24 protein-coding genes, 1 pseudogene and 1 riboswitch are annotated in these 26,606 nt (G+C 70.7%); of the genes and pseudogenes, 14 read left to right on the forward strand and 11 right to left on the reverse strand.

Annotated elements, in window-relative coordinates; translation table 11 throughout:
* Window positions 1-46 precede the first annotated feature (46 nt).
* The 5 genes and pseudogenes from ACFV7R_RS06765 (at window position 47) to ACFV7R_RS06785 (ending at window position 5,124) form a co-directional block, all read left to right on the forward strand.
* A pseudogene (locus tag ACFV7R_RS06765) lies at window positions 47-880 on the forward strand (helix-turn-helix domain-containing protein).
* On the forward strand, window positions 862-1,095 hold the full coding sequence (locus ACFV7R_RS06770; protein WP_385260717.1) for a DUF397 domain-containing protein: 234 nt from the start codon (window positions 862-864) through the stop codon (window positions 1,093-1,095). The pseudogene ACFV7R_RS06765 and the gene ACFV7R_RS06770 overlap by 19 nt, the downstream one beginning before the upstream one ends.
* Before the next feature lie 1,019 nt (window positions 1,096-2,114).
* A riboswitch (cobalamin riboswitch) is annotated at window positions 2,115-2,251 on the forward strand.
* Window positions 2,252-2,295: 44 nt separating this feature from the next.
* On the forward strand, window positions 2,296-3,345 hold the full coding sequence (locus ACFV7R_RS06775) for a FecCD family ABC transporter permease (RefSeq protein ID WP_385260718.1): 1,050 nt from the start codon (window positions 2,296-2,298) through the stop codon (window positions 3,343-3,345).
* Window positions 3,345-4,100: an ABC transporter ATP-binding protein gene (locus ACFV7R_RS06780; protein ID WP_385260720.1), complete on the forward strand. Its 756-nt coding sequence runs from the start codon at window positions 3,345-3,347 to the stop codon at window positions 4,098-4,100. The genes ACFV7R_RS06775 and ACFV7R_RS06780 overlap by 1 nt, the downstream gene beginning before the upstream one ends.
* A gap of 25 nt (window positions 4,101-4,125) precedes the next feature.
* A complete protein-coding gene (locus ACFV7R_RS06785; RefSeq protein ID WP_385260723.1) occupies window positions 4,126-5,124 on the forward strand; it encodes an ABC transporter substrate-binding protein in 999 nt (332 codons plus the stop codon).
* 4 nt (window positions 5,125-5,128) lie between these two features.
* Here ACFV7R_RS06785 and ACFV7R_RS06790 read toward each other — a convergent pair whose 3' ends face one another.
* Entirely contained in the window at window positions 5,129-5,572 is a 444-nt protein-coding gene (locus ACFV7R_RS06790; RefSeq protein ID WP_385261400.1) for a protein phosphatase, read from the reverse strand.
* Between the two features lie 265 nt (window positions 5,573-5,837).
* On the opposite strand from ACFV7R_RS06790, the gene ACFV7R_RS06795 reads away from it, so the two are divergent.
* From ACFV7R_RS06795 to ACFV7R_RS06820, 6 genes are all read left to right on the forward strand, one after another.
* Entirely contained in the window at window positions 5,838-7,469 is a 1,632-nt protein-coding gene (locus tag ACFV7R_RS06795; RefSeq protein ID WP_385260725.1) for an ABC transporter substrate-binding protein, read from the forward strand.
* Window positions 7,470-7,487: 18 nt separating this feature from the next.
* The gene (locus ACFV7R_RS06800) at window positions 7,488-8,447 is read left to right on the forward strand and encodes an ABC transporter permease (protein ID WP_129801852.1); all 960 of its coding nucleotides are present in this window, start codon (window positions 7,488-7,490) and stop codon (window positions 8,445-8,447) included.
* A complete protein-coding gene (locus ACFV7R_RS06805; protein ID WP_385260727.1) occupies window positions 8,447-10,429 on the forward strand; it encodes a dipeptide/oligopeptide/nickel ABC transporter permease/ATP-binding protein in 1,983 nt (660 codons plus the stop codon). Before ACFV7R_RS06800 ends, ACFV7R_RS06805 begins: the two co-directional genes overlap by 1 nt.
* On the forward strand, window positions 10,426-11,448 hold the full coding sequence (locus ACFV7R_RS06810; RefSeq protein ID WP_385260730.1) for an oligopeptide/dipeptide ABC transporter ATP-binding protein: 1,023 nt from the start codon (window positions 10,426-10,428) through the stop codon (window positions 11,446-11,448). Before ACFV7R_RS06805 ends, ACFV7R_RS06810 begins: the two co-directional genes overlap by 4 nt.
* The gene (locus ACFV7R_RS06815) at window positions 11,445-12,380 is read left to right on the forward strand and encodes a dihydrodipicolinate synthase family protein (RefSeq protein WP_385260733.1); all 936 of its coding nucleotides are present in this window, start codon (window positions 11,445-11,447) and stop codon (window positions 12,378-12,380) included. The genes ACFV7R_RS06810 and ACFV7R_RS06815 overlap by 4 nt, the downstream gene beginning before the upstream one ends.
* Before the next feature lie 115 nt (window positions 12,381-12,495).
* Complete coding sequence (locus ACFV7R_RS06820) at window positions 12,496-13,986, forward strand: FG-GAP and VCBS repeat-containing protein (RefSeq protein WP_385260735.1); 1,491 nt, start codon at window positions 12,496-12,498, stop codon at window positions 13,984-13,986.
* A 22-nt stretch (window positions 13,987-14,008) separates the two neighbouring features.
* Here the strand turns inward: ACFV7R_RS06820 and ACFV7R_RS06825 are convergent, their stop codons facing one another.
* The 3 genes from ACFV7R_RS06825 to leuA form a co-directional block, all read right to left on the reverse strand.
* Entirely contained in the window at window positions 14,009-15,205 is a 1,197-nt protein-coding gene (locus tag ACFV7R_RS06825) for an exo-alpha-sialidase (protein ID WP_385260737.1), read from the reverse strand.
* Between the two features lie 113 nt (window positions 15,206-15,318).
* The gene (locus ACFV7R_RS06830; protein ID WP_129801847.1) at window positions 15,319-16,014 is read right to left on the reverse strand and encodes a TerB family tellurite resistance protein; all 696 of its coding nucleotides are present in this window, start codon (window positions 16,012-16,014) and stop codon (window positions 15,319-15,321) included.
* Between the two features lie 318 nt (window positions 16,015-16,332).
* Entirely contained in the window at window positions 16,333-18,054 is a 1,722-nt protein-coding gene (gene leuA, locus ACFV7R_RS06835) for a 2-isopropylmalate synthase (protein ID WP_385260740.1), read from the reverse strand.
* Window positions 18,055-18,374: 320 nt separating this feature from the next.
* On the opposite strand from leuA, the gene ACFV7R_RS06840 reads away from it, so the two are divergent.
* The 3 genes from ACFV7R_RS06840 to ACFV7R_RS06850 are packed head-to-tail and all read left to right on the forward strand — an operon-like array spanning window position 18,375 to window position 21,131.
* Window positions 18,375-19,448 (forward strand): M4 family metallopeptidase, encoded by a 1,074-nt coding sequence (locus tag ACFV7R_RS06840; RefSeq protein WP_385260743.1) that lies wholly within the window; start codon window positions 18,375-18,377, stop codon window positions 19,446-19,448.
* Window positions 19,449-19,468: 20 nt separating this feature from the next.
* Window positions 19,469-19,735 (forward strand): protealysin inhibitor emfourin, encoded by a 267-nt coding sequence (locus ACFV7R_RS06845; protein WP_129801844.1) that lies wholly within the window; start codon window positions 19,469-19,471, stop codon window positions 19,733-19,735.
* A 46-nt stretch (window positions 19,736-19,781) separates the two neighbouring features.
* Window positions 19,782-21,131 (forward strand): GH1 family beta-glucosidase, encoded by a 1,350-nt coding sequence (locus tag ACFV7R_RS06850; protein WP_385260745.1) that lies wholly within the window; start codon window positions 19,782-19,784, stop codon window positions 21,129-21,131.
* A 3-nt stretch (window positions 21,132-21,134) separates the two neighbouring features.
* Here ACFV7R_RS06850 and era read toward each other — a convergent pair whose 3' ends face one another.
* The 7 genes from era to ACFV7R_RS06885 all read right to left on the reverse strand — a co-directional run bounded on the left by era (window position 21,135) and on the right by ACFV7R_RS06885 (window position 26,536).
* Window positions 21,135-22,088, reverse strand: a complete 954-nt coding sequence (era, locus tag ACFV7R_RS06855; RefSeq protein WP_385260747.1) for a GTPase Era — start codon at window positions 22,086-22,088, stop codon at window positions 21,135-21,137.
* 142 nt (window positions 22,089-22,230) lie between these two features.
* Window positions 22,231-22,707: a hypothetical protein gene (locus tag ACFV7R_RS06860; RefSeq protein WP_224738734.1), complete on the reverse strand. Its 477-nt coding sequence runs from the start codon at window positions 22,705-22,707 to the stop codon at window positions 22,231-22,233.
* Between the two features lie 196 nt (window positions 22,708-22,903).
* A complete protein-coding gene (locus ACFV7R_RS06865) occupies window positions 22,904-23,257 on the reverse strand; it encodes a cytidine deaminase (protein ID WP_129801841.1) in 354 nt (117 codons plus the stop codon).
* A gap of 35 nt (window positions 23,258-23,292) precedes the next feature.
* The gene (locus tag ACFV7R_RS06870; protein ID WP_385260751.1) at window positions 23,293-23,652 is read right to left on the reverse strand and encodes an MmcQ/YjbR family DNA-binding protein; all 360 of its coding nucleotides are present in this window, start codon (window positions 23,650-23,652) and stop codon (window positions 23,293-23,295) included.
* Window positions 23,649-24,956 (reverse strand): hemolysin family protein, encoded by a 1,308-nt coding sequence (locus ACFV7R_RS06875; protein ID WP_385260753.1) that lies wholly within the window; start codon window positions 24,954-24,956, stop codon window positions 23,649-23,651. Before ACFV7R_RS06875 ends, ACFV7R_RS06870 begins: the two co-directional genes overlap by 4 nt.
* Window positions 24,953-25,450 carry an rRNA maturation RNase YbeY gene (gene ybeY / locus ACFV7R_RS06880; protein ID WP_224738738.1) on the reverse strand — a complete coding sequence of 166 codons (498 nt, stop codon included), beginning with the start codon at window positions 25,448-25,450 and terminating at the stop codon, window positions 24,953-24,955. The genes ACFV7R_RS06875 and ybeY overlap by 4 nt, the downstream gene beginning before the upstream one ends.
* 12 nt (window positions 25,451-25,462) lie before the next feature.
* Window positions 25,463-26,536, reverse strand: coding sequence for a PhoH family protein (locus tag ACFV7R_RS06885; RefSeq protein WP_385260755.1), 1,074 nt, complete (start codon window positions 26,534-26,536; stop codon window positions 25,463-25,465).
* Window positions 26,537-26,606: the final 70 nt, after the last annotated feature.

Below are 26,606 nucleotides of genomic sequence, written 5' to 3' on the forward strand. Positions count from 1 at the left end.
AGAAGCCTGTGCACTACAACGCCGGGGCAGCGCAAGGGGATTGGCCATGGCCAACGGTTCACGTCAGGCGGCTTGGGAGTTCTTCGGGGCGGAGTTGAAGCGGCGGAGGGAGGACGCCGGGATCACTCAGGTGGAGTTAGGGGCTCGGGTATTTGTCTCCGGCGGATATATTGGGCAGTTCGAACAGGCGATTCGGAAGCCTCAGCTCGATGTGGCGCAGCGGATTGATGAGGCCCTGCAAACCGACGGTATTTTCGAACGGCTTTGGCGAAAGCTCATCAAGGAACAGCGATACGCGGAGTACTTCGCGCACGCGGCGGAGCTGGAGGCGCTCGCCACGAAGATCTGCGAGTTCGCGCCCACGCTGGTGCCGGGCCTGTTGCAGACAGCTGCATAAGCGAGGGCAGTCACCCTTGCGTCCAACCCGTTCGTCACCGACGAGTACGTCGAGGAAATGGTGGCCGCGCGGCTGGAGAGGTCCCGCATCCTCAAGGACGCTACAAAGCCGGAGTATTGGGCGATCCTGCATGAGAACGTGCTACGCGTCCCGGTCGGTGGGCACGCTGCGATGAGCGGGCAGTTGGCGCACGTAGCGACACTGGCGCGGGAGCGCAAGGTACTGGTCATGGTGCTGCCCTACGCGGCAGGGGCGTGCGCCTCCATGGCAGGCATGTTGCAGCTCATGGAGTTCGACGACGCACCGCCAACTGCATATACAGAGACGGCGTTTTCGGGAACGCTGCTCGACGATCCGGCGGTGGTGAAGCGGGCACAGCGAGCATACGATCTGCTCAGGGGCGCCGCTTTGTCGCCGGAGGCGTCCCTCGCCCTGATCGAGTCGGCGGCTGAGGATCACAGACGATGCGCGAGTACGACCTGAGCAACGCCTACTGGCGCAAGAGCACCTACAGCAACGGCGAAGGCGGCAGCTGCGTCGAGGTCGCCGACGGAGTCCCCGGCGTTGTCCCCGTCCGGGACAGCAAGGTGCCGCACGGTCCGGTGGTCGTGATCGGGTCGGCCGCGTGGACGGCGTTCGTCGGCACCGTCGGGGCCGCCCGCTTCTTTGCCAGTGTCGTGCTTCCACGAGCCGAGTAAAGGGCGCTGCGCGTCGGCTGCGCCGATCGGCCTGCGGCCGACCCTTGACTCGCCTCGCTCCAGCACGGGTGAGAAGCGAGCGAGCGGCCCGGAAAGGCGGGTGGCCGAGGCAGGCGGCCGCCTCCGTCGGCTGCGTCGGCGTCCGGGGTCGGCGGGCGCGGTCGCGCCTCGCATGCACGCCGGGCGGGCTTGGCGGCCTGCGGGTGGTGGGGGTGGGCGCGTCGGCGCGGCGGGGAGGCCGGGTGGGTTTGGCGGCTTGCGGTCGGTGGGTGGCGGGGTGGGCGTGTCAGCGGGGTGGTGGCACGCCGGGTCGGCTCAGCGGCTTGCGGTGAGCTGGTGGCGGGGACGGACACCCCCACGGCCGGTGGGCCGGGCCCCCAAGTCCCCTCACGCCACACGAGCCTCACCAACCCCACTCCTGCAGGTGATTGGAGGATCTGTGCCACAAGCAGGCACCCACGACCCGGGCCTTTTCGCCCGCTGGGTGGCACAGATCCTCCAAGCACTGCTCCTCGCCCGCGACCGGAGCGATCCGAGGGCGGGCCACCGCCGCCCCGGCGCTGCGGCCGCCGAACCGGCCCGGCCTGCCGCCACCCATCTGTCGCACCCGCCCCCACCTCCGCCCCCCCACCGGCCGGATGCCGCTGAGCCGACCCGGCGTGCCGCCACCCCGTCGACGCGCCCACCCCCACCACCCGCAAGCCGCCAAGCCCGCCCGGCGTGCATGCGAGGCGCGACCGCGCCCGCCAACCCCGGACGCCGACGCAGCCGACCCCACCCGCAAACAGGCCTCGGCCACCCGCCTTTCCGGGCCGCTCGCCCGCTTCTCACCCGTGCTGGAACGGACCGAGTCAAGGGTGGCCCGCAGGGCCATCGGCGCAGCCGACGCGGAGTGGAGCGCAGCGGAACGCAGCGCCCTTTACTCGGGCCGTGGAAGCACGACACTGGCCAAGAAGCGGGCGGCCCCGACGGTCACCTCGTCAGGTACGCCCTCCCCAGTCGGCCCCTGGGCGGTCACCTTCGCCGGCTGCTACGCTCACGGCGCCTCCCGCGGGGGAAGTCCGGTGAGAGTCCGGCGCTGACCCGCAACGGTGTGTGCGAGGACCCGACAGTCCACGTGCGAGCCCGATTACCCGTGGGCGGTGTGCCATCCGTTGATCGCTCGCCGTGGACTGCGAGCCGAGGCGAAGGACCGCCGCCGTGCGCCGACATCCAGGCCGGATACCCGTTTCCCTGTTGGTTGTCGTGCTCGGGTTCCTCCTGCTCGGGTCGCTCGTGTGCGGGGTGGGGCTGGGGGCCGCCGGGGTCGGCTGGGAAGACGTCTTCCGGTTCCTCGGGGCCGGTTTCACCGGCGGAGCCATCGGCGCCGGGGACGTGGCGGCGTACACCATCGTCTGGGAGATCCGGCTGTCGCGCGTCGTGCTCGCGGCTGTCGTCGGAGCGGGGCTCGCCACCGTCGGGGTCGCTGTGCAGGCGATGGTGCGGAATGCGCTCGCCGATCCGTTCGTGTTGGGGATCTCGTCCGGGGCCGCTGTCGGTGCCAACGCCGTGATCCTGCTGGGGGCGTTCGCCGGGCTCGGGGTGTGGGCGCTGTCCGTGTCCGCGTTCGGGTCCGCGCTCGCCGCCATGGCGATCGTGTACGCCGTCGCCCGGTCGGCGCACGGGCTGACGCCGCTGCGGCTGATTCTGACGGGGACGGCGATGGCGTACGGATTCGAGGCGCTCACCACGGTGATGGTGTTCGGCGCTGCCCGGGGCGAAGCCGCCCGGTCGGCGATGATGTGGCTGCTCGGGAGCCTGGGCGGGGCGACCTGGGCGCGGGTGCCGATCGTCGCGGTGACCGTGGTGGCCGGGTGGGCGTGGCTGCGGCTGCGCGCCGAGGCGTTGAACGCGCTGGCGATGGGGGATGAGACGTCCGCGGCGCTGGGAGTGCCGCCCGAGCGGTTGCGGCGGGAGTTGTTCCTGGTGACGGCGGCCGTGACGGGGACCGTCGTCGCGGTGAGCGGGGCGATCGGCTTCGTGGGGCTGATGGTGCCGCATGTCGTACGGATGCTGGTCGGCGCCGATCACCGGCGGGTGCTGGCTGTTGCTCCGCTCGCCGGGGCGGTGCTGCTGGTGTGGGCGGACGTGCTGTCGCGGCTGCTGTTCGCGCCGGTCGAGCTGCCGGTCGGGGTGATCACGGCGGTGGTGGGTGTGCCGGCGTTCCTGCTGCTGATGCGGCGGGGCGGTTACGCGTTCGGGGGGCGTTGATGCGGCTCGATGTGGAGGGCGTGTCGGTCGAGGCCGCCGGGGTGCGGCTGGTGGAGGACGTCCGGCTCGCTGTGGACAGCGGGGCGTTCGTGGGGCTGATCGGGCCCAACGGCAGTGGGAAGTCAACCCTGTTGCGGTGCGTGTACCGGGCGCTTCGGCCGGCCGCCGGGGTCGTACGGCTGGACGGCGACGACGTGCACGCCCTGGATCCGCGGGGCGTTGCGCGGCGGCTGGCCGCGTTGCCGCAGGAGTCGTCGGCCGAGTTCGACTTCACCGTGGCCGAGGTGGTGCGGATGGGGCGGCTGCCGCACCGGGGGCGTACCGCCGCCGAGGACGGAGCGGTCTGCGCCGAGGCCATGGAGCGGACGGGCGTCGGGCATCTCGCCGAGCGTGGGTTCCTCGCCCTGTCCGGGGGTGAGAAGCAGCGGGTGCTGATCGCGCGGGCGCTGGCGCAGCGCCCCCGGGTGCTGGTGCTGGACGAACCCACCAACCACCTCGACATCGCCCACCAGTTGGACGTCCTTTCGCTCGTCCGCGCCAGCGGGCTGACCGTGCTGGCCGCGCTGCACGATCTCAACCTCGCCGCCGCGCACTGCGATCTGCTGTACGTCGTGGAGGGGGGCCGGGTCGTGGCCTCCGGGCCGCCGCACGACGTGCTCCGACCGGAGCTGCTCGCCGAGGTGTTCGGGGTGCGGGCCCATCCCGTACGGCATCCGGAGACCGGCGCCGTGCAGTTGCTGTTCGACCTGCTTTAAGCCGACTCGCTAAGGAAACCCTCGTATGCGCAAGCCAGTTGCTGCCGTGCTCTCCGTCGCCGCTCTCGTCACCGCCGGCTGCGGCGCGCAGGTCGACACGTCGTCCGACGCGAAGGCCACGACGTCCGTCACCCTCACCAACTGCGGCAAGAAGGTCACCTACGACAAGGTCCCGAGCCGTGTGGTCACCAACGACGTCGGGATCACCGAGCTGATGTTCGCGCTCGGCCTGGAGGACCGGATGGCGGGGTTCGTCATGCCCGACGACAAGGGCGACCTGGACGGGGTGCCGTGGAAGGACGGCTACGACAAGGTGCCGTGGCTGTCGAAGGACCAGGTGACGAAGGAGAACGTCCTGGACGCCCGCGCGGACCTGGTCTTCGCCGGGTGGAACTACGGGTTCCGTGAGGACGCGGGCTTCACCCCGGACGCGTTGCGGGGGCTCGGCATCTCCTCGTACATCCTCACCGAGTCCTGCCGCAACGGCCGCACGGACACCTCCCGCGGCATCATGCCGCCGCTCGAGGCCCTGTACACGGACCTGACGAACCTGGGCAGGCTCTTCGGCGTCGAGGACCGGGCCGCCGAGCTGATCGCCGGCTTCCAGAAGCAGGTGGCCGACGTCGAGGCGAAGGCCCCCAAGGGCGCCGACCGTCCCAAGGTGTTCCTCTACGACAGCGGCGAGGACCAGCCCTTCACCTCCGGCCGCTACGCCGCACCCGACCAGATCATCGGCAAGGCGGGCGGCGTCAACGTCATGCACGACCTCGAGGACTCGTGGACGACGGTCGGCTGGGAAACGGTCGTCGAACGCAACCCCGACGTGATCGTCATCTGCGACTACGGGGACGTCAGCGCCGAGCAGAAGAAGCGGTTCCTGCTGTCGTACGCCCCGTTGCGGAACGTGTCGGCCGTCAAGCACCGGCGGATCTTCACGCTGGACTACGTCGACCTCGTGGAGAGCCCGCGGAACCCGTCGGCGATCGAACGCCTCGGGGCGTACCTCAGGGAAGGCCGGGGGTAAATCCTCACCCGGTAGCGAAGCCCCGCACATACCGCCGCTGCCACCACGTCTCCACCGCCCGCCGGTCATAGTGCGCGCGGACGTACGCCACCGCCTCCTCGGCCGGTACGCCGTCCAGGACGGCCAGGCAGGCCAGGGCCGTGCCGGTGCGTCCGCGGCCGCCGCCGCAGGCGATCTCGACCCGCTCGCGGGCGGCGCGTTCCCAGGCCTCGGCGAGGGCCGCGCGAGCGTCGGCGCGGTCCGCCGGGAGGCGGAAGTCGGGCCAGCGGACCCAGCGGGAGTCCCAGGGGACGGCGGGGGGCCGCTTGCCGAGCAGGTAGAGGCCGTACGACGGGCTGGGCGGCCCTGGTGCGAGGGGACGCCGCAGACCGCGTCCCCGCACCAGTCGCCCCGACGGCAGCCGGAGTACGCCCGCCGCCTGCTCGTCCCACAGCTCCTGCGTCTCCACCGGATCGGTCTCCAAGGGATCAGTGTTCACGGGGTCATTCTCCAGGGGGTCGGTCAGGCCGCCCGTGCACTCACCTGCATCAACTCCCGCCGTTTCATACCGCCATTGGTGTGACCTCTGGCGGATACGCCATTCGTGTGTGATCCCTTGACCGCCCTCACGGCCGCTCCTATGGTCGCGTGACCGGACGTAGGACGTCGTATCTCCTGATCGTCCGAATAGTCAGAATCATCCGACCGCCTCCCCCACCCCTCCCGGAGGACCCGTGCGCGACGTGACCCACGACGTTCCGGCGCTGCACCGCCGCTCGTTCCTGAAGTACACCGGCGTTCTCGGTGCCGCCGCCGCGGTCTCCGCGTCACTGTCCGCGTGTTCGGCCGGCCCGGAGTCCACCAATGACACCGGCGACGGGGGCGAGGGCGCGAACCGGACGCTCACGGCGGTCATCGGCTACGGGAACGACGGCAGCTGGGATCCGACGCAGACCGCGTCCGCGTTCTGCATGGCCGGCAACAACCACATCTACGAGGGGCTGCTCGACACCGACCCGATCTCGCGTGAGCCGTATCCGGCCCTGGCGACCCGGATGCCCGCGGACCTGACCGGCACGTCCTGGAAGTTCACCCTGCGGGCGGGCGCGAAGTTCCACGACGGCAGGCCGGTCACCGCCGACGACGTGGTCTTCGTCTTCGACCGGATCCTCGACCCGGACACCCAGACCCTGGCCAAGGGGTTCTTCGAGCCCTGGCTGAAGGACGTGCGGAAGATCGACGCGCAGAACGTGGAGCTGGTCCTGAAGTTCCCCTTCCCGGAGGGCGTGTCCCGGCTCACCCTCGCGAAGATCATGCCGAAGCACGTCTTCTCCCGGCCCGGCGCCTGGGACGAGGCGATCAAGGGGCTGGCGGTGGGTTCGGGGCCGTACCGGCAGACCGCGCACCACCCGAAGTCCAACACCACCTTCGAGGCGTTCGACGGCTACAACGGTCCGCGCCCGCCCGCCTTCAGGAAGATGAACTGGCTGACGATCGTCGACGCCGCTCCGCGCGTCGCGAGGATCTCCGGCTCGAGCGCGGGCGCGCAGATCGCGGACAACATCCCGTACGCCAACATCGGCCGGCTGGAGAACAGCGGGCTGACGGTGGCCGGCGGGGCCGGGATGAACAACCTGTTCCTGATGTTCAACACACGGCACAAGCCGTTCGACGACGTACGGGTGCGGCAGGCGCTGCACTACGCCATCGACACCGAGAAGATGGTGGAGGTGGCCCTCAAGGGGCACGGGAAGCCGTCGTCGTCGTTCCTCGACGAGAGCAACCCGGCGTACCGGCGCGCGAAGACCGTCTACGACCACGACCCCGACAAGGCCAGGGCCCTGCTGAAGCAGGCCGGGGTCAGCGGGCTGAAGGTCGAGATCCTCGCGGTGAACGTCAGCTGGATCGTCGACTGTCTGCCGACCATCAAGTCGTCCTGGGACGCGATCGGCGTGCGGACCACGCTGTCGCCGCAGGAGACCACGGCCGTCTTCACCAAGATGGACCAGAAGCAGGACTACCAGGTCGTCGCCGCCGCCTCGAACCCCAACCAGTTCGGCCTCGACGCCGACCTGATCATGCACTACAACTACGGGCCCGAGAACCTGTGGATGCAGTACGCCCGCTGGGCCGGCGACCCGGTCGCCAAGCAGTTGTTCAGGGACATGGACCAGGCGACCCGGGAGGCGGATCCGGACCGCAAGAAGGCGATGATCCAGGACTACATCGACGTCGTCGCCGAACAGGCCGTGCTCTACCCGGTCGTCCACAACGAACTCATGACGGCCTGGGACCCGAGCGAACTCGCCGGCATAAGGGCCCAGCCGTACCCCGGAATCAACGTCCTCCAGGCCAAGTGGGCTTAATCATCCGGGAGTTGGTTCGTGGTCGCCATCGTCAGGATCCTGGCCCGCCGTATCGCCCTGCTCGTGCCGCTGATGCTCGGCATCGTGCTGTTCGTGTTCCTGGTGATGCGGTTCTCGGACGTCGACCCGGCGTCCGCGTTCTTCCAGGGCGCCAACCCGACGCCCGAGCAGCTGCACGACTTCCGCGAGGAGCACGGCCTGCTCGACCCGCTCCCGGTGCGCTACGTCGCCTTCGTCGGCGACCTGCTGCACGGTGACATGGGCACCAGCGCGCTGACCCGCGGCGAGGTGATCGACCAGGTCATGACCGCGCTGCCGCTGACCATGCAGCTGACCTTCCTCGGCCTCGGCATCGCGGTGGTGCTGTCGCTGATCGGCGGGGTGACCGCCGCGATCTACCGGGACCGGCTGCCCGACCAGATCATCCGGGTCGTGTCCCTGACCGGTGTGGCCGCGCCCGGCTTCTGGCTGGCGCTGCTGATGATCCAGTACCTGGCGGTCGACCTGGGCTGGTTCCCGACCGGCGGCTACATCAATCCGGCGGACTCCTTCACCGGCTGGCTGAAGACCATGACGCTGCCCGCCCTCGCCCTGTCGCTGCCCGTCGCCGCGCAGCTGACCCGGATCGTGCGGACGGCCGTCGTGGAGGAGCTGGACAAGGACTACGTCCGCACGGCGATCGGCAGCGGGCTGCCGCCGCGGGTGGTGGTCGGGCGGAACGTGCTCAGAAACGCGCTGATCAATCCGCTGACCGTGCTCGGGCTGCGGGTCGGCTATCTGCTCGGCGGTGCGGTCGTCATCGAGACGATCTTCTCGCTGCCCGGCATGGGCAAGCTGATGATCGACGCCGTGAAGAACGGCGACCCGGCCGTCGTCCAGGGCGTCGTGCTGACGACGGCGACCGGCTTCGTGGTCGTCAACCTCGTCATCGACATCCTCTATCTGCTGGTCAACCCGCGACTGAGGGAAGCGGCCTGATGTTCACGCGCAAGAGCCTCACCCAGGCGCTGACCCGCCCCGGCGTCCGGCTGCGCGGCTGGCGCCGGCTGCCGCTGCTGTCGAAGGTCGCCGTCTGCTTCCTGGCGCTGGTGGTGCTGGTCGCGGTGTTCGCGCCGCTGCTCGCGCCGTACGACCCACTGGAGCAGCTGCCGCCGGTCGACGGCACCGGGCATCCGTCCACCGAGCACTGGATGGGCCAGGACAGCCTCGGCCGGGACATCCTCAGCCGGCTGATGTACGGCGCCCGCTGGTCGCTGGCGATCGGACTCGGCGCCACCGCGCTGGCCCTCATCGCGGGTTCGCTGATCGGCGCGGTGGCGGCCACCTCCCGCAAGGCGGTGGACGAGACGCTGATGCGCTGTCTGGACGTCGTGATGGCGTTCCCGGGGATTGCGCTCGCCGCCGTCCTGGTCGCCGTGTTCGGCGGTGGGATCACGGTGCTGATCTGCGCGATCGCGTTCCTGTTCACGCCGCCGGTCGCCCGGGTCGTACGGGCGAACGTGCTGGATCAGTACGGCGAGGACTATGTGACCGCCGAACGGGTCATCGGCGCCCGCACCCCGCACATCGTCCTCAAGCACGTGGCCATCAACTGCGCGGCCCCGGTGCTGGTGTTCTGCACCGTGCAGGTCGCCGAGGCGATCGTCTTCGAGGCGTCGCTGTCCTTCATCGGGGCGGGCGTACGGCCGCCGGACCCGTCGTGGGGCAGCGTCATCGCGGACGGCAAGAACATGGTGCTGACCGGCGGCTGGTGGGCGACCGTGTTCCCCGGGCTGCTGATGCTGGTCACCGTGCTGTCGCTGAACATCCTGTCGGAGGGCGTGTCGGACGCATGGGCGGCTCCGGCGGCGCGGGAGGTGGAGGTACGCAAGGAGACCGACCGGGTGGAGGCCCCCGAGCCCGGCAGCGGCAAGGTCGTCCAGCTCCCCGGCCTGGCCGAGGCCGCCCGCCGGCTCCGCTCCCGCGCCCGCCCGCTCCCCGACGGGCAGCCGGTGCTCGCGGTCGAGAACCTCGCGATCGGCTTCGACCACCGGCACCACGGGGTGGACATCGTCGACGGCATCAGCTTCGAGGTGCACGCCGGTGAAGTGCTCGGCCTGGTCGGCGAGTCGGGCTGCGGCAAGTCACTGACGGCGCTGACCGTGATGGGCCTGCAGCCGGGGGGCGCCCGGGTGCGCGGCCAGGTCCGCTTCAACCAGCGCGACCTGCTCGCCGAGCCGATGCGGGTACGCCGCCGGCTCCTCGGCCACGAGATGGCGATGATCTACCAGGACGCCCTGTCGTCCCTGAACCCCGCGATGACCATCCGCGCCCAGCTCAAGCAGGTCGTACGACGCGGCGGGCACCGCACCCCCGCCGAACTGCTCACCATGGTCGGCCTCGACCCCGACCGCACCCTGCGCAGCTACCCGCACGAACTCTCCGGCGGCCAGCGCCAGCGCGTCCTGATCGCCATGGCCCTGTCCCGCGACCCGAAGCTGATCGTCGCCGACGAGCCGACGACCGCGCTGGACGTGACCGTGCAGGCGCAGATCATGGAACTGCTGCTGCGGCTGCGCGAGGAGCTGGGCTTCGCGCTGATCCTGGTCTCGCACGACCTCGCCCTGGTCGCGGACATCACCGACCGGGTGGTGGTGATGTACGGCGGGCAGATCGTGGAGACGGGAGTGACCGCCGACCTGGTGGAGGCGCCGGCCCACCACTACACGCGCGGACTGCTCGGCAGCGTGCTGTCGCTGGAGTCGTCCCAGGAGCGGATGACACAGATCAAGGGTGTCGTCCCCTCCCCCGCGGACTTCCCGGCGGGCTGCCGGTTCGCCGACCGCTGCCCGATGGCGAGCGAGACCTGCCGGACGACGACCCCGGACCTGCTGGGCACCCGCACCCACACGGCGGCCTGCCACCATCCGGCGGTCCTGCTGGTGACCGAGGGCGAGGCGGAGAGCGAGGTCGTCACGTGAGCGCAGTGCTGGAACTCGCCGGCGTGCATGTCGTGCACAAGGCCCGCACGGGGGGTGTCTTCAGGCGGGACAAGGTGTACGCCCTCACCGGCGCCGACCTCACCATCGCGCCCGGCGAGACGGTCGGCGTGGTCGGCGAGTCCGGCTGCGGCAAGTCGACGCTGGCGAAGGTGCTGGTGGGCGTGCAGCGGCCGACGTCCGGGACGGTGTCCTTCCGCGGCCGTGACCTGTGGACCATGTCGGCCGACGAGCGCCGGGCGGCGATCGGCAGCCACACCGGCATGATCTTCCAGGACCCGTCGACCGCCCTGAACCGCCGGCTGACCGTCCGGCAGATCCTGCGCGACCCGCTGGACGTGCACAAGCGCGGTACGGCAGCCCAACGGGAGGAGCGGGTACGGGAGCTGATGGCGCTGGTGGGACTGCCGCGGGCGCTCGCCGACGGGCTGCCCGGCCAGCTCTCCGGCGGTCAGCGGCAACGCGTCGCCATCGCCCGCGCCCTGGCCCTCGACCCCGACCTGGTGGTGGCGGACGAGCCGACCAGCGCCCTGGACGTGTCGGTGCGCGCGCAGATCCTCAACCTGCTGCTGGACCTCAAGGAGAGGCTGGGCCTGGCGCTGGTGTTCGTCTCGCACGACATCCAGACGGTACGGCGGATGAGCGACCGGGTGATCACCATGTACCTCGGCCGGATCGTGGAGGAGGCCCCGGCCGACCGGGTGACGGACCGGTCCAGGCACCCGTACACCCGCGCCCTGTTCTCCGCGACCCCCGGCCTCCTCGACCCCATCGACCCGATCCCGCTCGTCGGTCCGGTGCCGTCGGCGACCCGCCCGCCGAGCGGATGCCCGTTCCGTACCCGATGCTGGAAGGCGGACGAGGAGTGCGCCGAGTCGATGCCCGGGATTTCCGTCTCGTCCACCGTCGGGCATCGCTTCCGCTGCCATCATCCGGTGGCGGAGGACCAGCCGACCCGTGAACTCGTCGGCCAGGCGCACCTGTCGAAGGAGCCCAGATGACCCTTCCCACCCCGCTCACCGGTGTCGTACCGCCCGTCTGCACGCCCCTGACACCGGACCGCGAGGTGGATGTGCCCTCGCTGCTCAGGCTGGTCGACCATCTGATGGCCGGCGGGGTGCACGGGCTGTTCGTGCTGGGTTCGACCTCGGAGGCGGCGTATCTGACGGACGGGCAGCGCGAGCGGGTCGTGCGGGCGGTGGTGGACCATGTGGGCGGGCAGCTGCCGGTCCTGGCGGGCGCGATCGACATGACCACGCCGCGCGTACTGGACCACGTGGGGCGGGTCACGGCGGCGGGCGCGGACGCGGTCGTCGCGACCGCCCCCTTCTACACCCGCACCCACCCCGCGGAGATCGCCCGCCACTACCGGATGCTCGCCGCCGCCTCCCCGGTCCCCGTCCTCGCCTACGACATCCCGTCCGCCGTGCACACCAAGCTCGCCCCCGAGCTGGTGCTGGAGCTGGCCGCGGACGGTGTGCTGGCCGGGCTGAAGGACTCCAGCGGCGACCTCGGCGGCTTCCGCGGGGTCGTCACCGCCGCCCGCACGCACCCCGGCCTCACCGGGTTCACCGCGCTGACCGGCTCCGAGGTCGTCGTCGACGCCGCGCTCGCGCTGGGTGCCGACGGGGCGGTGCCCGGCCTCGCCAACGTCGACCCGCACGGCTACGTCCGCCTCTACCGGCTGTGCCGGGCCGGCGACTGGGAGCGCGCCCGCGCCGAACAGGAGCGGCTGTGCGCCCTGTTCGGCCTGGCCGGTGTCGGGGACCCGGCGCGGATGGGCGGGAGTTCGTCGGCGCTGGGGGCGTTCAAGGCGGCCCTGCATCTGCGGGGGGTCATCGCCTGTCCCGCGACCGCTGAGCCGCAGATCCCCTTGTCGGCGGACGAGGTGGAGCGGGTGGGGAAGTTCCTGGCGGCCGGGGGACTCCTGTGAAGTGAACGCCGGGTGGACTGCGTACAACCATTCGTTTGCGCCACGGGTCTTGCGGGTGTGCACGAGTCGATCTGACGGCTCGTCACTTCGAAGCACGTCCTGAGCAGGAGGCCTTGTGCGCAGACGCACTCTTCGTATGACGGTGGCCACCGCCGTCGCCATGGCGGCAACCGCCGCGATCGCACCCGGGGCACAGGCCGCCCCGGCCGCCGGAACCGCCGCCGGCCCGGCGAAGGTCGATTTCAACGGCGACGGTGTCACCGACACGGCCGTGACCGCGTACACCGCGACGGTGGCCGGCAAGGAGGCGGCCGGCTACGTGGCCGTGACGTACGGCGTCCGGTCGACGGGGGTGAAGGCGGCGTACCGGAAGGTCTACCACCAGAACTCACCCGGGGTACCGGGCGGCGTCGACCAGGGCGACCTGTTCGGCACGGCCCTGACGACCGGGGACCTCGACGGCGACGGCTACACCGACCTCGTCGTCGGCTCGTCGTACGAGGACAACGGGTCCCTGTCGGGGGCCGGCCGTCTGACGGTGCTGTGGGGCGGCGCGAGCGGCCTGTCCGGCGGCACCGTCATCAAGGGCACGCGGGCCGACCAGAATCTCGGCGAAGCGCTCACCGCGGGCGACTTCGACGGGGACGGCCACGTGGACCTGGCCACCGGGACCACGGTGGCGTACGGCCCGGTGGACCGGGCGGCCGGGCCGGCCCGCACCGAGGCGATGAACGTCGAGGTCGGCGGCCCGGCGGAGGAGTTGTGGGGCCGCCCCGCCCTCGCCGCGGGCGATGTGAACGGCGACGGCATCGACGACGTGGTGGCCGTCGTCTCGCACGGCTCCGGGGAACTGCCCTACCACGGCCCCCGCCTCGTGCAGTACTTCGCGGGCAGCCGGGCCGGACTGACGGCCGCCCGGACACTGAAGGACGCGAACACCGGCAAGACCCTGGACGGCGGCCGGGCCGTCGCGGTGGGCGACCTCGACAGAGACGGGTACGCCGACATCGTCCTCGGCCGCACCAGCGAGTACGACATGGACGGCACCGAGGACGTCAACGCGCTGGGCGGCGCGGTCGAGATCGTCCGCGGCGGCACCGCCGGTCCGGACACCGCGAGCCCGCGCACGCTGCTCCACCAGGACAGCCCCGGAATCCCGGGCACCGCGGAGGACGAGGACCACTTCGGCGCGAGCCTGTCCCTCGGGGACGTGAACGGCGACGGCCTCCTCGACCTCGCGGTCGGCGTCAGCCGCGAGGGCGTGGGCACCCGGGACGAGGCGGGTTCGGTGACCGTCCTGCGGGGTACCGCGACGGGGCTCACCGGGCAGGGAGCGAAGACCTTCACCCAGAACACGACGTCGGTGCCGGGCAGCGCCGAGGCGGGGGACGTCTTCGGCACCGCCGTACGGCTGGCCGACACCAACGGCGACGGCCGCGCGGACCTGTACGTGGGGGCTCCGGGGGAGAACGCGGGCGCGGGTGGGGTCTGGGTGCTCCCCGGTGGAGCCACACAGGTGACCGGCACCGGCTCGGTCTCTTTCGGCGCCGGGTCGCTGGGCACCGCCGCGGGGGAGGCCCAGCTCGGCAGGCATTTCAACGGCTGACGGGCACCCGGCTGCCGGTCGGTCAGGTCAGCGAGCCGACCGGCAGCCGGCGGAACTCGATCGTCTCGTAGGTGCCCGTCACCCCCGTCTCGTACAGGATGCCGACCGTGTCCCGGCCGAGCCGTACGAGGTCGGAGTAGGCGGCCCGCTGCTGGGACAGGGTGAGCGCCTTGGTGAAGGTCGCGCCGCCGTCCGTGCTGCGCCAGACCGCCATCGCCTGGCGGGCGGTGGGCACGGACGGGCCGGAGAACAGCAGCCCGGCGCCCGGGTGGTGCAGGACGCTGCCCTGCACGATCGGCACGTCGTCGAGGGTGGGCTGGACGGTGTACGGCCGTTCCAGGGAGACCGCCCCGTCGGCGGAGTGGCTGTCGAGGCGGTTGCCGGTGCTGGTGCCGTGCTGGTCACGGGCGGAGAAGTAGATCCTGCCGTCGGGGAGTTGGGCGGCCGCGGACTCGTTGGCGTTGTTGTGGCCGTCGTAGGAGTCGTCGACGAAACCCAGCCGCCAGGTGCGGCCGCCGTTGTCGCTGTAGAGGGCGTGGGCGCCGTAGTACCTGGGCTCCTGGCCGGTGTCGGGGGAGCCGGCGGGCGGGGCGGCGGAGTGGTTGGCGGGGACCACCAGCCGGCCCTTGTGCGGGCCGCGGGTGAGGGCGATCGCATGGCCGGGGCCGGTGGCGTACCAGCGCCAGTTCGGCTGTTTCACCGCCGCCGTGATCTCCTGCGGGCGGGTGAAGCGGCGCCCGTCGTCCAGGCTGCGCTGCACGAACACGCGTCGGCTCTGAGCGGGCGTCACCTCGCCGCGCATGATCTGCGCCTCCGTCACAGCACCGCTGTTGTAGGACGTGAGCAGCACGACCGCGCCGGTGGCCGGGTCGACGACCGGCGCCGGGTTGCCCCGTGTGTCGCCGTCCCCGGCGGCGACGACCGTCAGCGGGCCCCAGGTGCAGCCGCCGTCGGTGGAGCGGCGGACGACCACGTCGATGTCGCCGGAGTCACCGGCACCGCCGCGCCGGCCCTCCGCGAAGGCGAGGACGGTGCCGCGCGGGGTGCTGACGGCGGCGGGGATGCGGTACGTGTCGTAGCCGCCCTCCCCGGAGACGTACGGGACGGAGGACGTGCACCGGCCGGCGGCGGAGGCCGGCGTGGGCGCGGTGAGCGAGCTGAGGGCGACGGGGGTGAGGAGTGCTGCGGCGGTCAGGAAGGCGCGTCTCGGACGTGGCATCTCAGGGACCCCCCATGGACGGTGACCGGTTGTCGGTCACATCGTCCCAGCAGTCACCTGCCCCGACTCGTAGGCCACGATGCCCAGTTGGGCCCTGCGCCTCGCGTTCGCGCTCAGGACGGCGTCCGCGCCGCCGCCAGCAGACGGCTCACCTCGTCCGACGTGATGGTGAGGGCGGCGCCCACGGTGGTGAGGACCTCGCGTTCGGCGGGGGTGTAGGGGCCGTCGGCCAGGGCGATGCGGGCGCCCTGGAGGAGGATCGACTCACGGCCGGCCGGGGCGAGGTGCGGGGCGAGCGGGTCGAGGGCCTCGTGCAGCTCTATGGCCAGCCCCGGTCCGCAGGGTGCCCCGAAGACCCGTCCGGTGTCCGCGGCCAGCGCGTCGACGAGAGCGCCCAGCTGTTCCTCGGTGCAGTCCTCGAAACCGGCCGCACGCACCGTGCCGGCGGCCGTGGTGAGCGACGTACGGGTGCGGGTGCCGCCCGCGGCGAGCACCGCGAGGGCGACGGTGTGCACGGCGTCGCGGAGCATCGCCGAGAAACGGCTGGTGGTCGGATGGTCGAGGACGTCGGCACCGAAGTGGCGCCGGCAGGCCGCGCACTCCACGACCGGCCCGGTGTTGCCGCGCGGCAGCACGGGCAGACCGAGCAGGATGAAGCGGCGGCGGCCGGTCAGCCGCTGGTAGTTGCGGTCGCCTCCGCAGCCGGGGCAGAAGAACTCGCCGTCGCCGACGGCCGTCCATGCGGTACGGGTGCCCAGCATGCGCGAACGCCTGGTGGCACGGCCGTTTCGTCCCCGTCCTGGCAGCACGTCGCACCTCCGTAACCCCACGGCAACGTCGCCGCGCTTGCGTGATGTTAGCCACATCACGGACGCGGAGTCAGTACCCCGGACGAGACCTTTCCGTGACCTACACAGGTCAATGGCCGAAAACCGACGGGCCCCGCCCACCGGAAGACGGTGAACGGGGCCTCTGAACGCCGGGCGCGGCAGCGCCCTCGAGGGGCGCGGGGCTGTGCCTATATGCGGCTCCGCCGCGTGGGCGCGACGAGCCACAACGGCGCCGCACCCGACCGACAACCCATCGCGGCACCCCCAGCGGAGCCGCACCCCCCGCGGAGCGAACCCTCAGCGAGCCGCCCGGTTGACGGCCGAGACAACCGCCTTCAGCGAGGCACGCGTCGTGTTCGCATCGATGCCGACGCCCCACAGAACCTTGCCGTCGATGGCACATTCGATGTACGAGGCGGCCTGCGCGGACGCGCCCTCGCTCATCGTGTGCTCCTGGTAGTCCAGCAGCCGGACGTCGACGCCGATGCCCTGCAGCGCGTGGAAGAACGCGGAGATCGGGCCGTTGCCGGTGCCGACCAGCGTCGTCTCGACGCCGTCGACCTCGGCCTCCACGGTCAGCGTGTCCACGCCGTCCCGGTCGGTCGTGGACTGGCCGTTCTTGACCTGGATACGACCCCAGGGGTTCTCCGCGTTCGGCAGGTACTCGTCCTGGAAGGTCGCCCAGATGTCCTTCGGCGTGACCTCGCCGCCCTCGGCGTCCGTCTTCGCCTGGATGATCTTCGAGAACTCGATCTGCATCCGGCGCGGCAGGTCCAGCTTGTGGTCGTTCTTCAGGACGTACGCGATGCCGCCCTTGCCGGACTGCGAGTTGACGCGGATGACGGCCTCGTAGGAGCGGCCGACGTCCTTGGGGTCGATCGGCAGGTACGGCACCGCCCACTCGAGGTCGTCGACCGTGACGCCCTTGGCCTTCGCGTCGGCCTCCATGGTGTCGAAGCCCTTCTTGATGGCGTCCTGGTGGGAGCCGGAGAAGGACGTGTAGACCAGGTCGCCCACGTACGGGTGGCGCGGGTGGACCTCCATCTGGTTGCAGTACTCCCACGTACGACGGATCTCGTCGATGTCGGAGAAGTCGATCTGCGGGTCGACGCCCTGCGAGAACAGGTTCATGCCCAGGGTGACCAGGTCGACGTTGCCGGTGCGCTCGCCCTGCCCGAACAGGCAGCCCTCGACGCGGTCGGCGCCGGCCATCAGCGCCAGCTCGGCCGCCGCGACGGCGGTACCGCGGTCGTTGTGCGGGTGGACCGACAGGCAGACGTACTCACGGCGGGAGAGGTTGCGGCCCATCCACTCGAAGCGGTCCGCGTGCGTGGAGGGCGTGGAGCGCTCGACGGTGGCCGGCAGGTTGAGGATGATCTCGCGGCCCGGGCCGGGCTGCCAGACGTCCATGACCGCCTCACAGACCTCCAGGGCGAAGTCCAGCTCGGTGTCGGTGAAGATCTCCGGCGAGTACTGGTAGCCGAACTCGGTCTCCGGACCCAGCAGCTTCTCGGCGTACTCCATGACCAGCCGGGTGCCGTCGACGGCGATCTGCTTGATGTCGTCCTTGGAGCCGCGGAAGACGACCCGGCGGAACACCGGGGCGGTGGCGTTGTACAGATGGACGGTGGCGCGGCGTGCGCCCTTCAGGGACTCGACGGTCCGCTCGATCAGGTCCTCGCGGGCCTGGGTGAGTACGGAGATCGTGACGTCCTCGGGGATGGCGCCGGGATCCTCGATGATCGACCGTACGAAATCGAAGTCGGTCTGGCCCGAGGCCGGGAAGCCGACCTCGATCTCCTTGTAGCCCATCTTGACCAGCAGGTCGAACATCGCGCGCTTGCGCACCGGCGACATGGGGTCGATCAGGGCCTGGTTGCCGTCGCGCAGGTCGGTGGAGAGCCAGCGGGGGGCGGCGGTGATCCGGTTCTCGGGCCAGGTGCGGTCGGGGATGTCGACCTGTTCGTAGCGGCCGTACTTGTGGATCGGCATGGAACTGGGCTGCTGACGGTTCGCCATGATGCGTGGGCTCCTCAAGGTGTCCGGAAGGACGGCCGACGACGCAACGCCAAGCTCCGCGGGGAGGGAGTCGGCCTCGACTACAGGCCCTCGCCGCGGCAGCTAAGAAGAAGCAGCCCGAAACGCATGATGCGCAGCATGCTAGCCGAGCTCTTCCGGATGCGGGGGTCCGTATCAGTATGCGGGACCAGAAGAACAAACGGGACAAAAAGTGCGCCATACCACTTGGGGCCGGCCGACGGGGCACCTTGTCGGCACATTTCACCAATCATGGTTGCAGGTGGTGACAGCGGCATAACACAGTGCAAGGGTGCTGGGGCATGACGACCAACGGGGGCTTCACGCCCGTCTTCTGCACCATCGTTCCACCGCACGTCCTCGACAAGCTCGCCCAGGCCGAGGACCCCGCGCTCTCCGGCCCCGCCCGCCAGACCCTGCAGCGCGACGCCTACGAGCGCACCCACCGCCGGCTGACCACGGTCCTCGGCGCGCCCGCCGTCGCCCCGCCCGCCGATGCCGCGGCCGACAAGCCGCACCGCACCATCTACGACGCCCGGCACAAGACGGACCTGCCCGGGAAGAAGGTCCGCGGCGAGGGCGACGAGCCCGGCAAGGACGCCACGGTCAACCGCGCCTACGCCGGACTCGGCGCCACCTTCGAGCTGTTCCTGAAGGCCTTCGAACGCAACTCGATCGACGGCAACGGCCTGCCGCTCGACGCAACCGTCCACTACGACGAGCAGTACAACAACGCCTTCTGGAACGGCGAGCAGATGGTCTTCGGCGACGGGGACGGCGAGATCTTCCTGGACTTCACCATCCCCATCGACGTCATCGGCCACGAACTCGCCCACGGCGTCACCCAGTACACGGCCAACCTCACCTACTTCGGCCAGCCCGGCGCCCTCAACGAGTCCGTGTCGGACGTCTTCGGCTCCCTCATCAAGCAGTACACGCTCGGCCAGACCGCCGCCGAGGCCGACTGGCTGATCGGCGCCGGACTGCTCGCCCCGCGCGTGTCGGGCGTGGCCCTGCGCTCGATGAAGGCGCCGGGCACGGCGTACGACGACGACGTCCTCGGCAAGGACCCGCAGCCCGCCACGATGGACGACTACGTCAGCACCGGCCGCGACAACGGCGGCGTCCACATCAACTCCGGCATCCCCAACCACGCCTTCTACCTCGCCGCCACCGCACTCGGCGGGCACGCCTGGGAGCGGGCGGGACAGATCTGGTACGACGTGCTGACGGGGGGCGAGCTGAAGGAGAAGGCGAACTTCACGGAGTTCGCCACGCTGACCGTCGCTGCCGCGAAGGCACGGTACGGCGACGGCGGCGAGGAGTTCCAGGCGGTACTCAAGGCCTGGGAACAGGTGGGGGTGCGCACCCTGTAGTTCCGTACTAGACAGATCCCATGCGTATTCAGGTGAGGCGCACGGGCGGATTCGCGGGCATCGAGCGGCACGCCGAGGTGGACACCTCGGGTCGGCCCGACGCCCAGGAGTGGCACGCCCTGGCCGAGCGCGCGGTCGCTTCCGGCCGGGGCGCGCCCCCCGTCGGGGTGCCCGACGGCTTCAGTTACCAGATCACCGTGGACGGGAACACCGTGTACTGCGCGGATCCACGGCTGACGGAGGAGCAGCGCAGGCTGATCAGCCGGGTGCTGAAGGAAGGTGCGTAACTCGCTGTTCCCGCCTGCCCGTTGACTTCCGTTACCGGCGGTACCGATGATCCGGCGCATGGCGACTGATGCGCGCACCGCGACGAACCCGACACCTGAGTTCCCGGCGTTCCCCGACACCTTCCTGTGGGGCGTGTCGACCTCGGCGCACCAGATCGAGGGGGCGGTGGACGAGCGTGAGCCGTCCGTGTGGGACGTCTTCACGGCCGAGCCGGGACGGGTGAAGGACGGCTCCACCGCGGCGGTGGCCTGCGACCACTACCACCGCTACCGCGAGGACGTCGCCCTCCTGGCCGGCCTGGGCGTGGACGCGTACCGCTTCTCGGTCTCCTGGCCGAGGGCGGTCTTCGCGGGCGGGCGGGGCCTCGACTTCTACGACCGTCTGGTGGACGAGCTGTGCGCGGCGGGCGTACGGCCGGTTCCGACCCTCTTCCACTGGGACCTGCCGGTCACGCTCGACTGGCTGGACCGGGACACGGCGGCGCGGTTCGCGGAGTACGTGTCGGTGGTCGCGGAGCGGCTCGGTGACCGGGTGACGAAGTGGATCACCCTCAACGAACCTGCCGAACACACCCTGTTGGGCCACGCCCTGGGCGCCCACGCCCCCGGCAGGCAGCTCCTCTTCGACGCCCTCCCGGTCGCCCACCACCAGCTCCTGGCGCACGGTCTGGCGGTACGCGCCCTGCGCGCGGCCGGCGCCTCGGACATCGGGATCGCCAACTCGCACGGACCGACCTGGCCGGCGTCGCAGGACAGCGCCGACGTGGCGGCGGCGGACTTCTACGACGTACTCCTCAACCAGCTGTTCGCGGACCCGGTCCTGCTCGGTGAATACCCGGCAGGAATCGGCGAGTTGATGCCCGGGGACGTCGAGGCCGACCTGAAGGTGATCGCCGAGCCGGTCGACTGGTACGGCATCAACTACTACGCGCCGACCAGGGTGGGCGCACCCCAGGGCACGGAGATCGAGTTCGGCGGACTGACGATGCCGGCCGACCTCCCCTTCTCCGTACGGCAGATCGAGGGCGTCCCGGTGACGGACTTCGGCTGGCCGGTCGTCCCGGAGGCCCTGACCGAGCTGCTCACCGGCTTCCGCGAGCGCTACGGCGACCGGCTCCCGCCCGTCGTGATCACCGAGAACGGCTGCTCGTACGAGGGGATCGACGACCAGGACCGGATCGCCTACCTGGACGGGCATGTGCGGGCACTGCACCGGGCGCTGGCGGCGGGCGTGGACGTGCGCGGCTACTTCGTGTGGTCGCTGCTGGACAACTTCGAGTGGGCGGAAGGTTACGCCCGCCGCTTCGGCCTGGTCCATGTCGACCGGGAGACGCTGGAGCGGACTCCGAAGGCGTCGTACGCCTGGTTCCGGGACCTGCTGCGGGCGCAGAGGTGACGGTCAGAAGCCCAGTTTGCGCAGCTGCTTCGGGTCCCGCTGCCAGTCCTTGGCGACCTTGACGTGGAGGTCCAGGAACACCGGCGTCCCCAGCAGGGCCTCGATCTGCTTGCGGGACTTGATGCCGACCTCCTTCAGGCGCTTGCCCTTGGGGCCGATGATGATGCCCTTCTGGCTGGGGCGTTCGATGTAGACGTTGGCGTGGATGTCCAGCAGGGGCTTGTCGGCGGGACGGTCCTCGCGCGGGAGCATCTCCTCGACCACGACCGCGATGGAGTGCGGCAGCTCGTCGCGGACGCCCTCCAGCGCGGCCTCGCGGATCAGCTCCGCGATCATGACCTGCTCGGGCTCGTCGGTCAGATCACCCTCGGGGTAGAGGGCCGGGCCCTCGGGCAGCAGCGGAACGATCAGGTCGGCGAGCAGGCTCACCTGCTTGTCCCCGACCGCCGACACCGGGACGATCTCCGCCCACTCGAACCCGAGCTCCTTGCCGAGCCGGTCGATCGCGATGAGCTGCTCGGCGAGCGTCTTGCTGTCGACCAGGTCGGTCTTCGTGACGACCGCGATCTTCGGCGTCTTCCTGATCGACGCCAGCTCCTTCGCGATGTACCGGTCACCGGGACCGATCTTCTCGTTCGCGGGCAGACAGAAGCCGATCACGTCCACCTCGGCCCACGTCGTGCGGACGACGTCGTTGAGCCGCTCGCCGAGCAGCGTGCGCGGCTTGTGCAGACCCGGGGTGTCCACCAGGACCAGCTGGGCGTCGGGCCGGTGCACGATGCCGCGCACGGTGTGCCGGGTGGTCTGCGGCTGGTTCGCCGTGATCGCCACCTTCTGCCCGACCAGAGCGTTCGTGAGGGTGGACTTGCCCGCGTTGGGGCGGCCCACGAAGCAGGCGAAGCCGGCCCGATGGACAGTGTCGGCCGGCTGCTCGGATGACGGGGTGCGAACGCTCATGCCGCCCATTCTCCCTGATCGTCGACGCCCCGCCGCACACCTGCCCGGACGACCTCACGGGCGCGGCCCCGACGCCTTCCGAGCGAGGGGGCCGCGCAGCGCACTGTTCCGGTCTCAGCCGATCGTTCTCAGTGGATCGTTCTCAGTCGAACACGAACGGGCCCGGGGACTGCGGTCCGGTCGCCGTGCAGGTGATGGTGATGCCGAAGACCGTCATCCGCAGCGAACCGCCGAAGGCCTCCAGGCTGTCGCCGGAGGCCACGGTGCCGCTCAGCGGGCCGACGGTGACGCTGTCGCCGGCGGCCATCGCCGGGTTCTCGGTGCCGGTGAAGGCGGTCGTGCCGCCGCTGCCCTTCACCAGGGTGAGCGTGGACGCGATCGAGTCCTCACCGAGCGCGATCGGCGCGGTGATCGCGGAGGACGTGAGGGTCATCGTGGCGGCGGTGCCGTTCTGGGTGGCCGTGAGCGTGGCCTCGCCGCCGCCGAAGGTGCCGCAGTCGGCGGTGATCGTCGCCGACTCCGGGGCGACGGCCACGGCGGCGGGCGCGAGGACGACGCCGGTGACCGCGAGGGCCCCGACCGCCAGTGCCGCACCTGTTGCTGTGCGCTTGCCTCTCATGGGGATCCGGCTCCCTTCCCGTGTCTGGGAATGCCATGTGGGGATGGACGGGAGATACGCCGACGGACCACCCGGCAGCGGGGTGCGGGCACGCTGCGCGAGCATGAATCTGACGGTCCGTCGGAACTTACGGGTCCATTGATACGCGAGAGGCGTGGGACGGCAAGGTTGAATTCCGGCCTACCTTCCGGAGACCTCAGCCCGCGGAAACGGTCAGCCGCACAACCCCATCGGGCCCGGCCACCAGCACGGGCGTCTCCGAGCCCCCGAGGTCCCGTACGGCCGCCCGGTCCTCCGCGGACGCGGACTCCGCCTCGGTGACGACCGCCGCCGCCTCCAGCGACTTCGCCCCCGACGCCACCGCCATCGCCACCGCCGTCTGCAGGGCACTGAGCTTCAGGGAGTCCAGGGCGACGGTCCCGGCGACATATGTACGCCCCGTCTCGTCCCGTACGGCAGCCCCCTCGGGGACGCCGTTGCGGGCCCGGGCCGAGCGGGCCAGGGTGACGATCTTGCGGTCCTCGGGGTCAAGCGCGTTGGTGTCGGTCATGCCCTGAGCATACGAAGCCGTACGGACTGCCCGGCTCAGGGCCGGTCGAGGCGGAGCCGCTCGGCCCGCGGCAGACCGGCCACGACCAGGTCGTAGGAGTCCTCGATGAGCTCCCGGACCAGACGGTCCGGGAGTTCGCCGTCGACGGTGACGGTGTTCCAGTGGCGCTTGTTCATGTGGTAGCCGGGGATGATCAGCCCCGGGTGATCGCTACGCAGCCGGACCGCGTCCTCGGGGTCGCACTTGAGGTTGACCGTCAGGGGGCGGTTGTCCATCCAGCTCAGGGCGAACATCTTGCCCAGCACCTTGAAGACCGAGATCTCCGGGCTGAACGGAAAGTCCTCCACCGCCGCGTTGAAGGACAGACAGAACGCGCGCAGCTCCTGGGGCGTCACTCCGGCCTCGTCTCCTCCTCCGGCGCATCCGCCGGGATCACCGGCTCCACCAGCACGGTCACGATCTTGTTCCGGCGCCCGGCCGCGGCCTCCGCGGTCAGCCGCAGCTCCCGGCTGTCGGGCAGTTCGACGACGGAGGAGGCCCCGGCGATGGGCACCCGGCCGAGGGCCTTGGCGAGCAGCCCGCCGACGGTCTCCACGTCCTCGTCGTCGTACGCCTCCAGCCCGTACAGCTCGCCGAGGTCGCCGATGTCGAGGCGGGCGGTGACCCGGTAGCGGTCCTCGCCGAGGGGTTCCACGGGCGGGAGTTCACGGTCGTACTCGTCGGTGATCTCGCCGACGATCTCCTCGAGGATGTCCTCGATGGTGACGATGCCGGCCGTGCCGCCGTACTCGTCGATGACGACGGCGACGTGGTTGCGCTCCTTCTGCATCTCGCGCAGCAGGTCGCCGGCGTTCTTGGTGTCCGGCACGAAGGCGGCGGGCCGCATGGCCGTCGAGACCAGCTCGGACTCGGCGTCCCGGCTGATGTGCGTCTTGCGGACCAGGTCCTTCAGATACACGATCCCGACGATGTCGTCCTCGCTCTCGCCGGTGACCGGGATGCGCGAGAAGCCGGACCTGAGCGCCAGGGTGAGGGCCTGGCGGATGGTCTTGTAGCGCTCGATGACGACCAGGTCGGTGCGCGGCACCATGACCTCGCGGACCAGGGTGTCGCCCAGCTCGAAGACCGAGTGCACCATGCGGCGCTCCTCGTCCTCGATCAGGGACTCCGCCTCGGCGAGGTCGACCAGGGCGCGCAGCTCCGCCTCGGAGGCGAAGGGCCCGCGCCGGAAGCCCTTGCCGGGGGTGAGCGCGTTGCCGATGAGGATGAGCAGGGACGGGATCGGGCCCATGATCCTGGCCAGCGGCACCAGGACGTACGCCGCCGCCGTCGCCGTGTTCTGCGGGTGCTGGCGGCCGATGGTGCGCGGGGAGACACCGACGGCGACGTACGACACCAGGACCATGACCCCGATCGCGACGACCAGAGCCTCCCACGTCGCGTCGAACTCCGTCAGACAGGCGTATGTGACCAGTGCGCCGGCGGCCATCTCGCAGGCGACGCGGACCAGCAGCGCCACGTTGAGGTAGCGGGTCGGGTCGGCGGCGACCTGGGCGAGCTTGGCACTGCCGCGCCGCCCGGACCGTACGGCCTCCTCGGCGCGGAAGCTGGAGACCCGCGCGAGGCCTGCCTCCGCGCAGGCGGCGAGCCAGGCGACGACGACCAGGGCGACGGCGCCGGTGACGAGCGGGAGGCTCATGACACGGTCGGGGCCGGGGACGGGCCGGTCAGGCCCTTCTCCCCGCGCCAGCCGTCCACAATGGCCGCCTGGAGGCCGAACATCTCGGCCTTCTCGTCGGGTTCCTCATGGTCGTAGCCGAGCAGGTGCAGCACACCGTGGACGGTGAGCAGCTGGAGCTCCTCGTCCATGGTGTGCTGCGTCGGTGCCTCGGCGCCCTGCTTCGCGGCGACCTCGGGGCAGAGCACGATGTCGCCGAGGAGGCCCTGCGGGGGCTCGTCGTCGTCCTTGGACGGCGGGCGCAGCTCGTCCATCGGGAAGGACATGACGTCGGTGGGCCCCGGCAGGTCCATCCACTGGATGTGCAGCTGCTCCATGGCGTCGGCGTCCACGACGATCACCGAGAGCTCGGAGAGCGGGTGGATGCGCATCCGTGCGAGCGCGTAGCGGGCGATGTCGAGGATCGCCTGCTCGTCGACCTCGGTTCCGGACTCGTTGTTGACGTCGATCGACATGGTCGTGCTGGTCTACTTCCCCTTGGAGCCCTTGGCGCCGGATTTGCCACGGCCCTTGTGCGTGCCGTTCTCCGTGCCGTACTTGTCGTCGTACCTCTCGTACGCGTCGACGATACGGCCCACCAGCTTGTGCCGGACGACATCGTGGGACGACAGCACGGAGAAGTGGACGTCCTCGACGCCCTCCAGGATCTCCCGCACCTGCCGCAGGCCGGACTTGGTGCCGTTCGGCAGGTCGACCTGCGTCACATCACCCGTGATCACGATCTTCGAGTCGAAGCCGAGGCGGGTGAGGAACATCTTCATCTGCTCGGGGCTCGTGTTCTGGGCCTCGTCCAGGATGATGAAGGCGTCGTTGAGCGTACGGCCGCGCATGTAGGCGAGCGGCGCGACCTCGATCGTCCCGGCGGCCATCAGACGAGGGATGGAGTCCGGGTCGATCATGTCGTGCAGCGCGTCGTAGAGCGGGCGCAGATAGGGGTCGATCTTCTCGTACAGGGTGCCGGGCAGGAAGCCGAGGCGCTCGCCGGCCTCGACCGCCGGGCGGGTCAGGATGATGCGGTTGACCTGCTTGGACTGCAGGGCCTGCACCGCCTTGGCCATCGCGAGGTAGGTCTTGCCGGTGCCGGCGGGGCCGATGCCGAAGACGATCGTGTGCTTGTCGATCGCGTCGACGTACCGCTTCTGGTTGAGGGTCTTGGGGCGGATCGTGCGGCCGCGTGAGGACAGGATGTTCTGGGTGAGCACCTGGGCCGGGGTCTCCTCCGGGCCCTCCCCGTTCTCACTGGCCCTGAGCATGGCGATCGAGCGTTCCACTGCGTCCTCCGTCATCGGCTGCCCGGTGCGGAGCACCAGCATCATCTCGTCGAACAGGCGCTGGATGAGTGCGACTTCCGCCGCGGGTCCGACCGCGCTGATCTCATTGCCCCGGACGTGGATGTCGGCCGCCGGGAAGGCCTTCTCGATCACGCGCAGTAGGGAGTCGCCGGACCCCAGCACCGTCACCATGGGGTGCTGGGCGGGGACGGTGAACTGTGCTCTCGCCTGCCCCTGCGCGGGGGTGTGAGCTGTGGGTGTCTGAGTCATGGGCCGGCGCTTAAGGCCTGCACGTCCTCCTCGATACGACTCGCCTGCCACAAGGGCGGCCTGGCGATTT

Source organism: Streptomyces sp. NPDC059866, assembly GCF_042731325.1.
GTDB lineage: Bacteria > Actinomycetota > Actinomycetes > Streptomycetales > Streptomycetaceae > Streptomyces > Streptomyces flavusporus.

What these genes read in the sequence shown, in the direction of transcription:
- ybeY (WP_224738738.1), bottom strand. Translation starts at nt 25,450, where the DNA reads ATGTCGATCGACGTCAACAACGAGTCCGGAACCGAGGTCGACGAGCAG.
- ACFV7R_RS06815 (WP_385260733.1), top strand. Translation starts at nt 11,445, where the DNA reads ATGACCCTTCCCACCCCGCTCACCGGTGTCGTACCGCCCGTCTGCACG.
- ACFV7R_RS06850 (WP_385260745.1), top strand. Translation starts at nt 19,782, where the DNA reads ATGATCCGGCGCATGGCGACTGATGCGCGCACCGCGACGAACCCGACA.
- ACFV7R_RS06885 (WP_385260755.1), bottom strand. Translation starts at nt 26,536, where the DNA reads ATGACTCAGACACCCACAGCTCACACCCCCGCGCAGGGGCAGGCGAGA.
- era (WP_385260747.1), bottom strand. Translation starts at nt 22,088, where the DNA reads ATGAGCGTTCGCACCCCGTCATCCGAGCAGCCGGCCGACACTGTCCAT.
- ACFV7R_RS06845 (WP_129801844.1), top strand. Translation starts at nt 19,469, where the DNA reads ATGCGTATTCAGGTGAGGCGCACGGGCGGATTCGCGGGCATCGAGCGG.
- ACFV7R_RS06875 (WP_385260753.1), bottom strand. Translation starts at nt 24,956, where the DNA reads ATGAGCCTCCCGCTCGTCACCGGCGCCGTCGCCCTGGTCGTCGTCGCC.
- ACFV7R_RS06805 (WP_385260727.1), top strand. Translation starts at nt 8,447, where the DNA reads ATGTTCACGCGCAAGAGCCTCACCCAGGCGCTGACCCGCCCCGGCGTC.
- ACFV7R_RS06865 (WP_129801841.1), bottom strand. Translation starts at nt 23,257, where the DNA reads ATGACCGACACCAACGCGCTTGACCCCGAGGACCGCAAGATCGTCACC.
- ACFV7R_RS06780 (WP_385260720.1), top strand. Translation starts at nt 3,345, where the DNA reads ATGCGGCTCGATGTGGAGGGCGTGTCGGTCGAGGCCGCCGGGGTGCGG.
- ACFV7R_RS06840 (WP_385260743.1), top strand. Translation starts at nt 18,375, where the DNA reads ATGACGACCAACGGGGGCTTCACGCCCGTCTTCTGCACCATCGTTCCA.
- leuA (WP_385260740.1), bottom strand. Translation starts at nt 18,054, where the DNA reads ATGGCGAACCGTCAGCAGCCCAGTTCCATGCCGATCCACAAGTACGGC.
- ACFV7R_RS06770 (WP_385260717.1), top strand. Translation starts at nt 862, where the DNA reads ATGCGCGAGTACGACCTGAGCAACGCCTACTGGCGCAAGAGCACCTAC.
- ACFV7R_RS06785 (WP_385260723.1), top strand. Translation starts at nt 4,126, where the DNA reads ATGCGCAAGCCAGTTGCTGCCGTGCTCTCCGTCGCCGCTCTCGTCACC.
- ACFV7R_RS06860 (WP_224738734.1), bottom strand. Translation starts at nt 22,707, where the DNA reads ATGAGAGGCAAGCGCACAGCAACAGGTGCGGCACTGGCGGTCGGGGCC.
- ACFV7R_RS06825 (WP_385260737.1), bottom strand. Translation starts at nt 15,205, where the DNA reads ATGCCACGTCCGAGACGCGCCTTCCTGACCGCCGCAGCACTCCTCACC.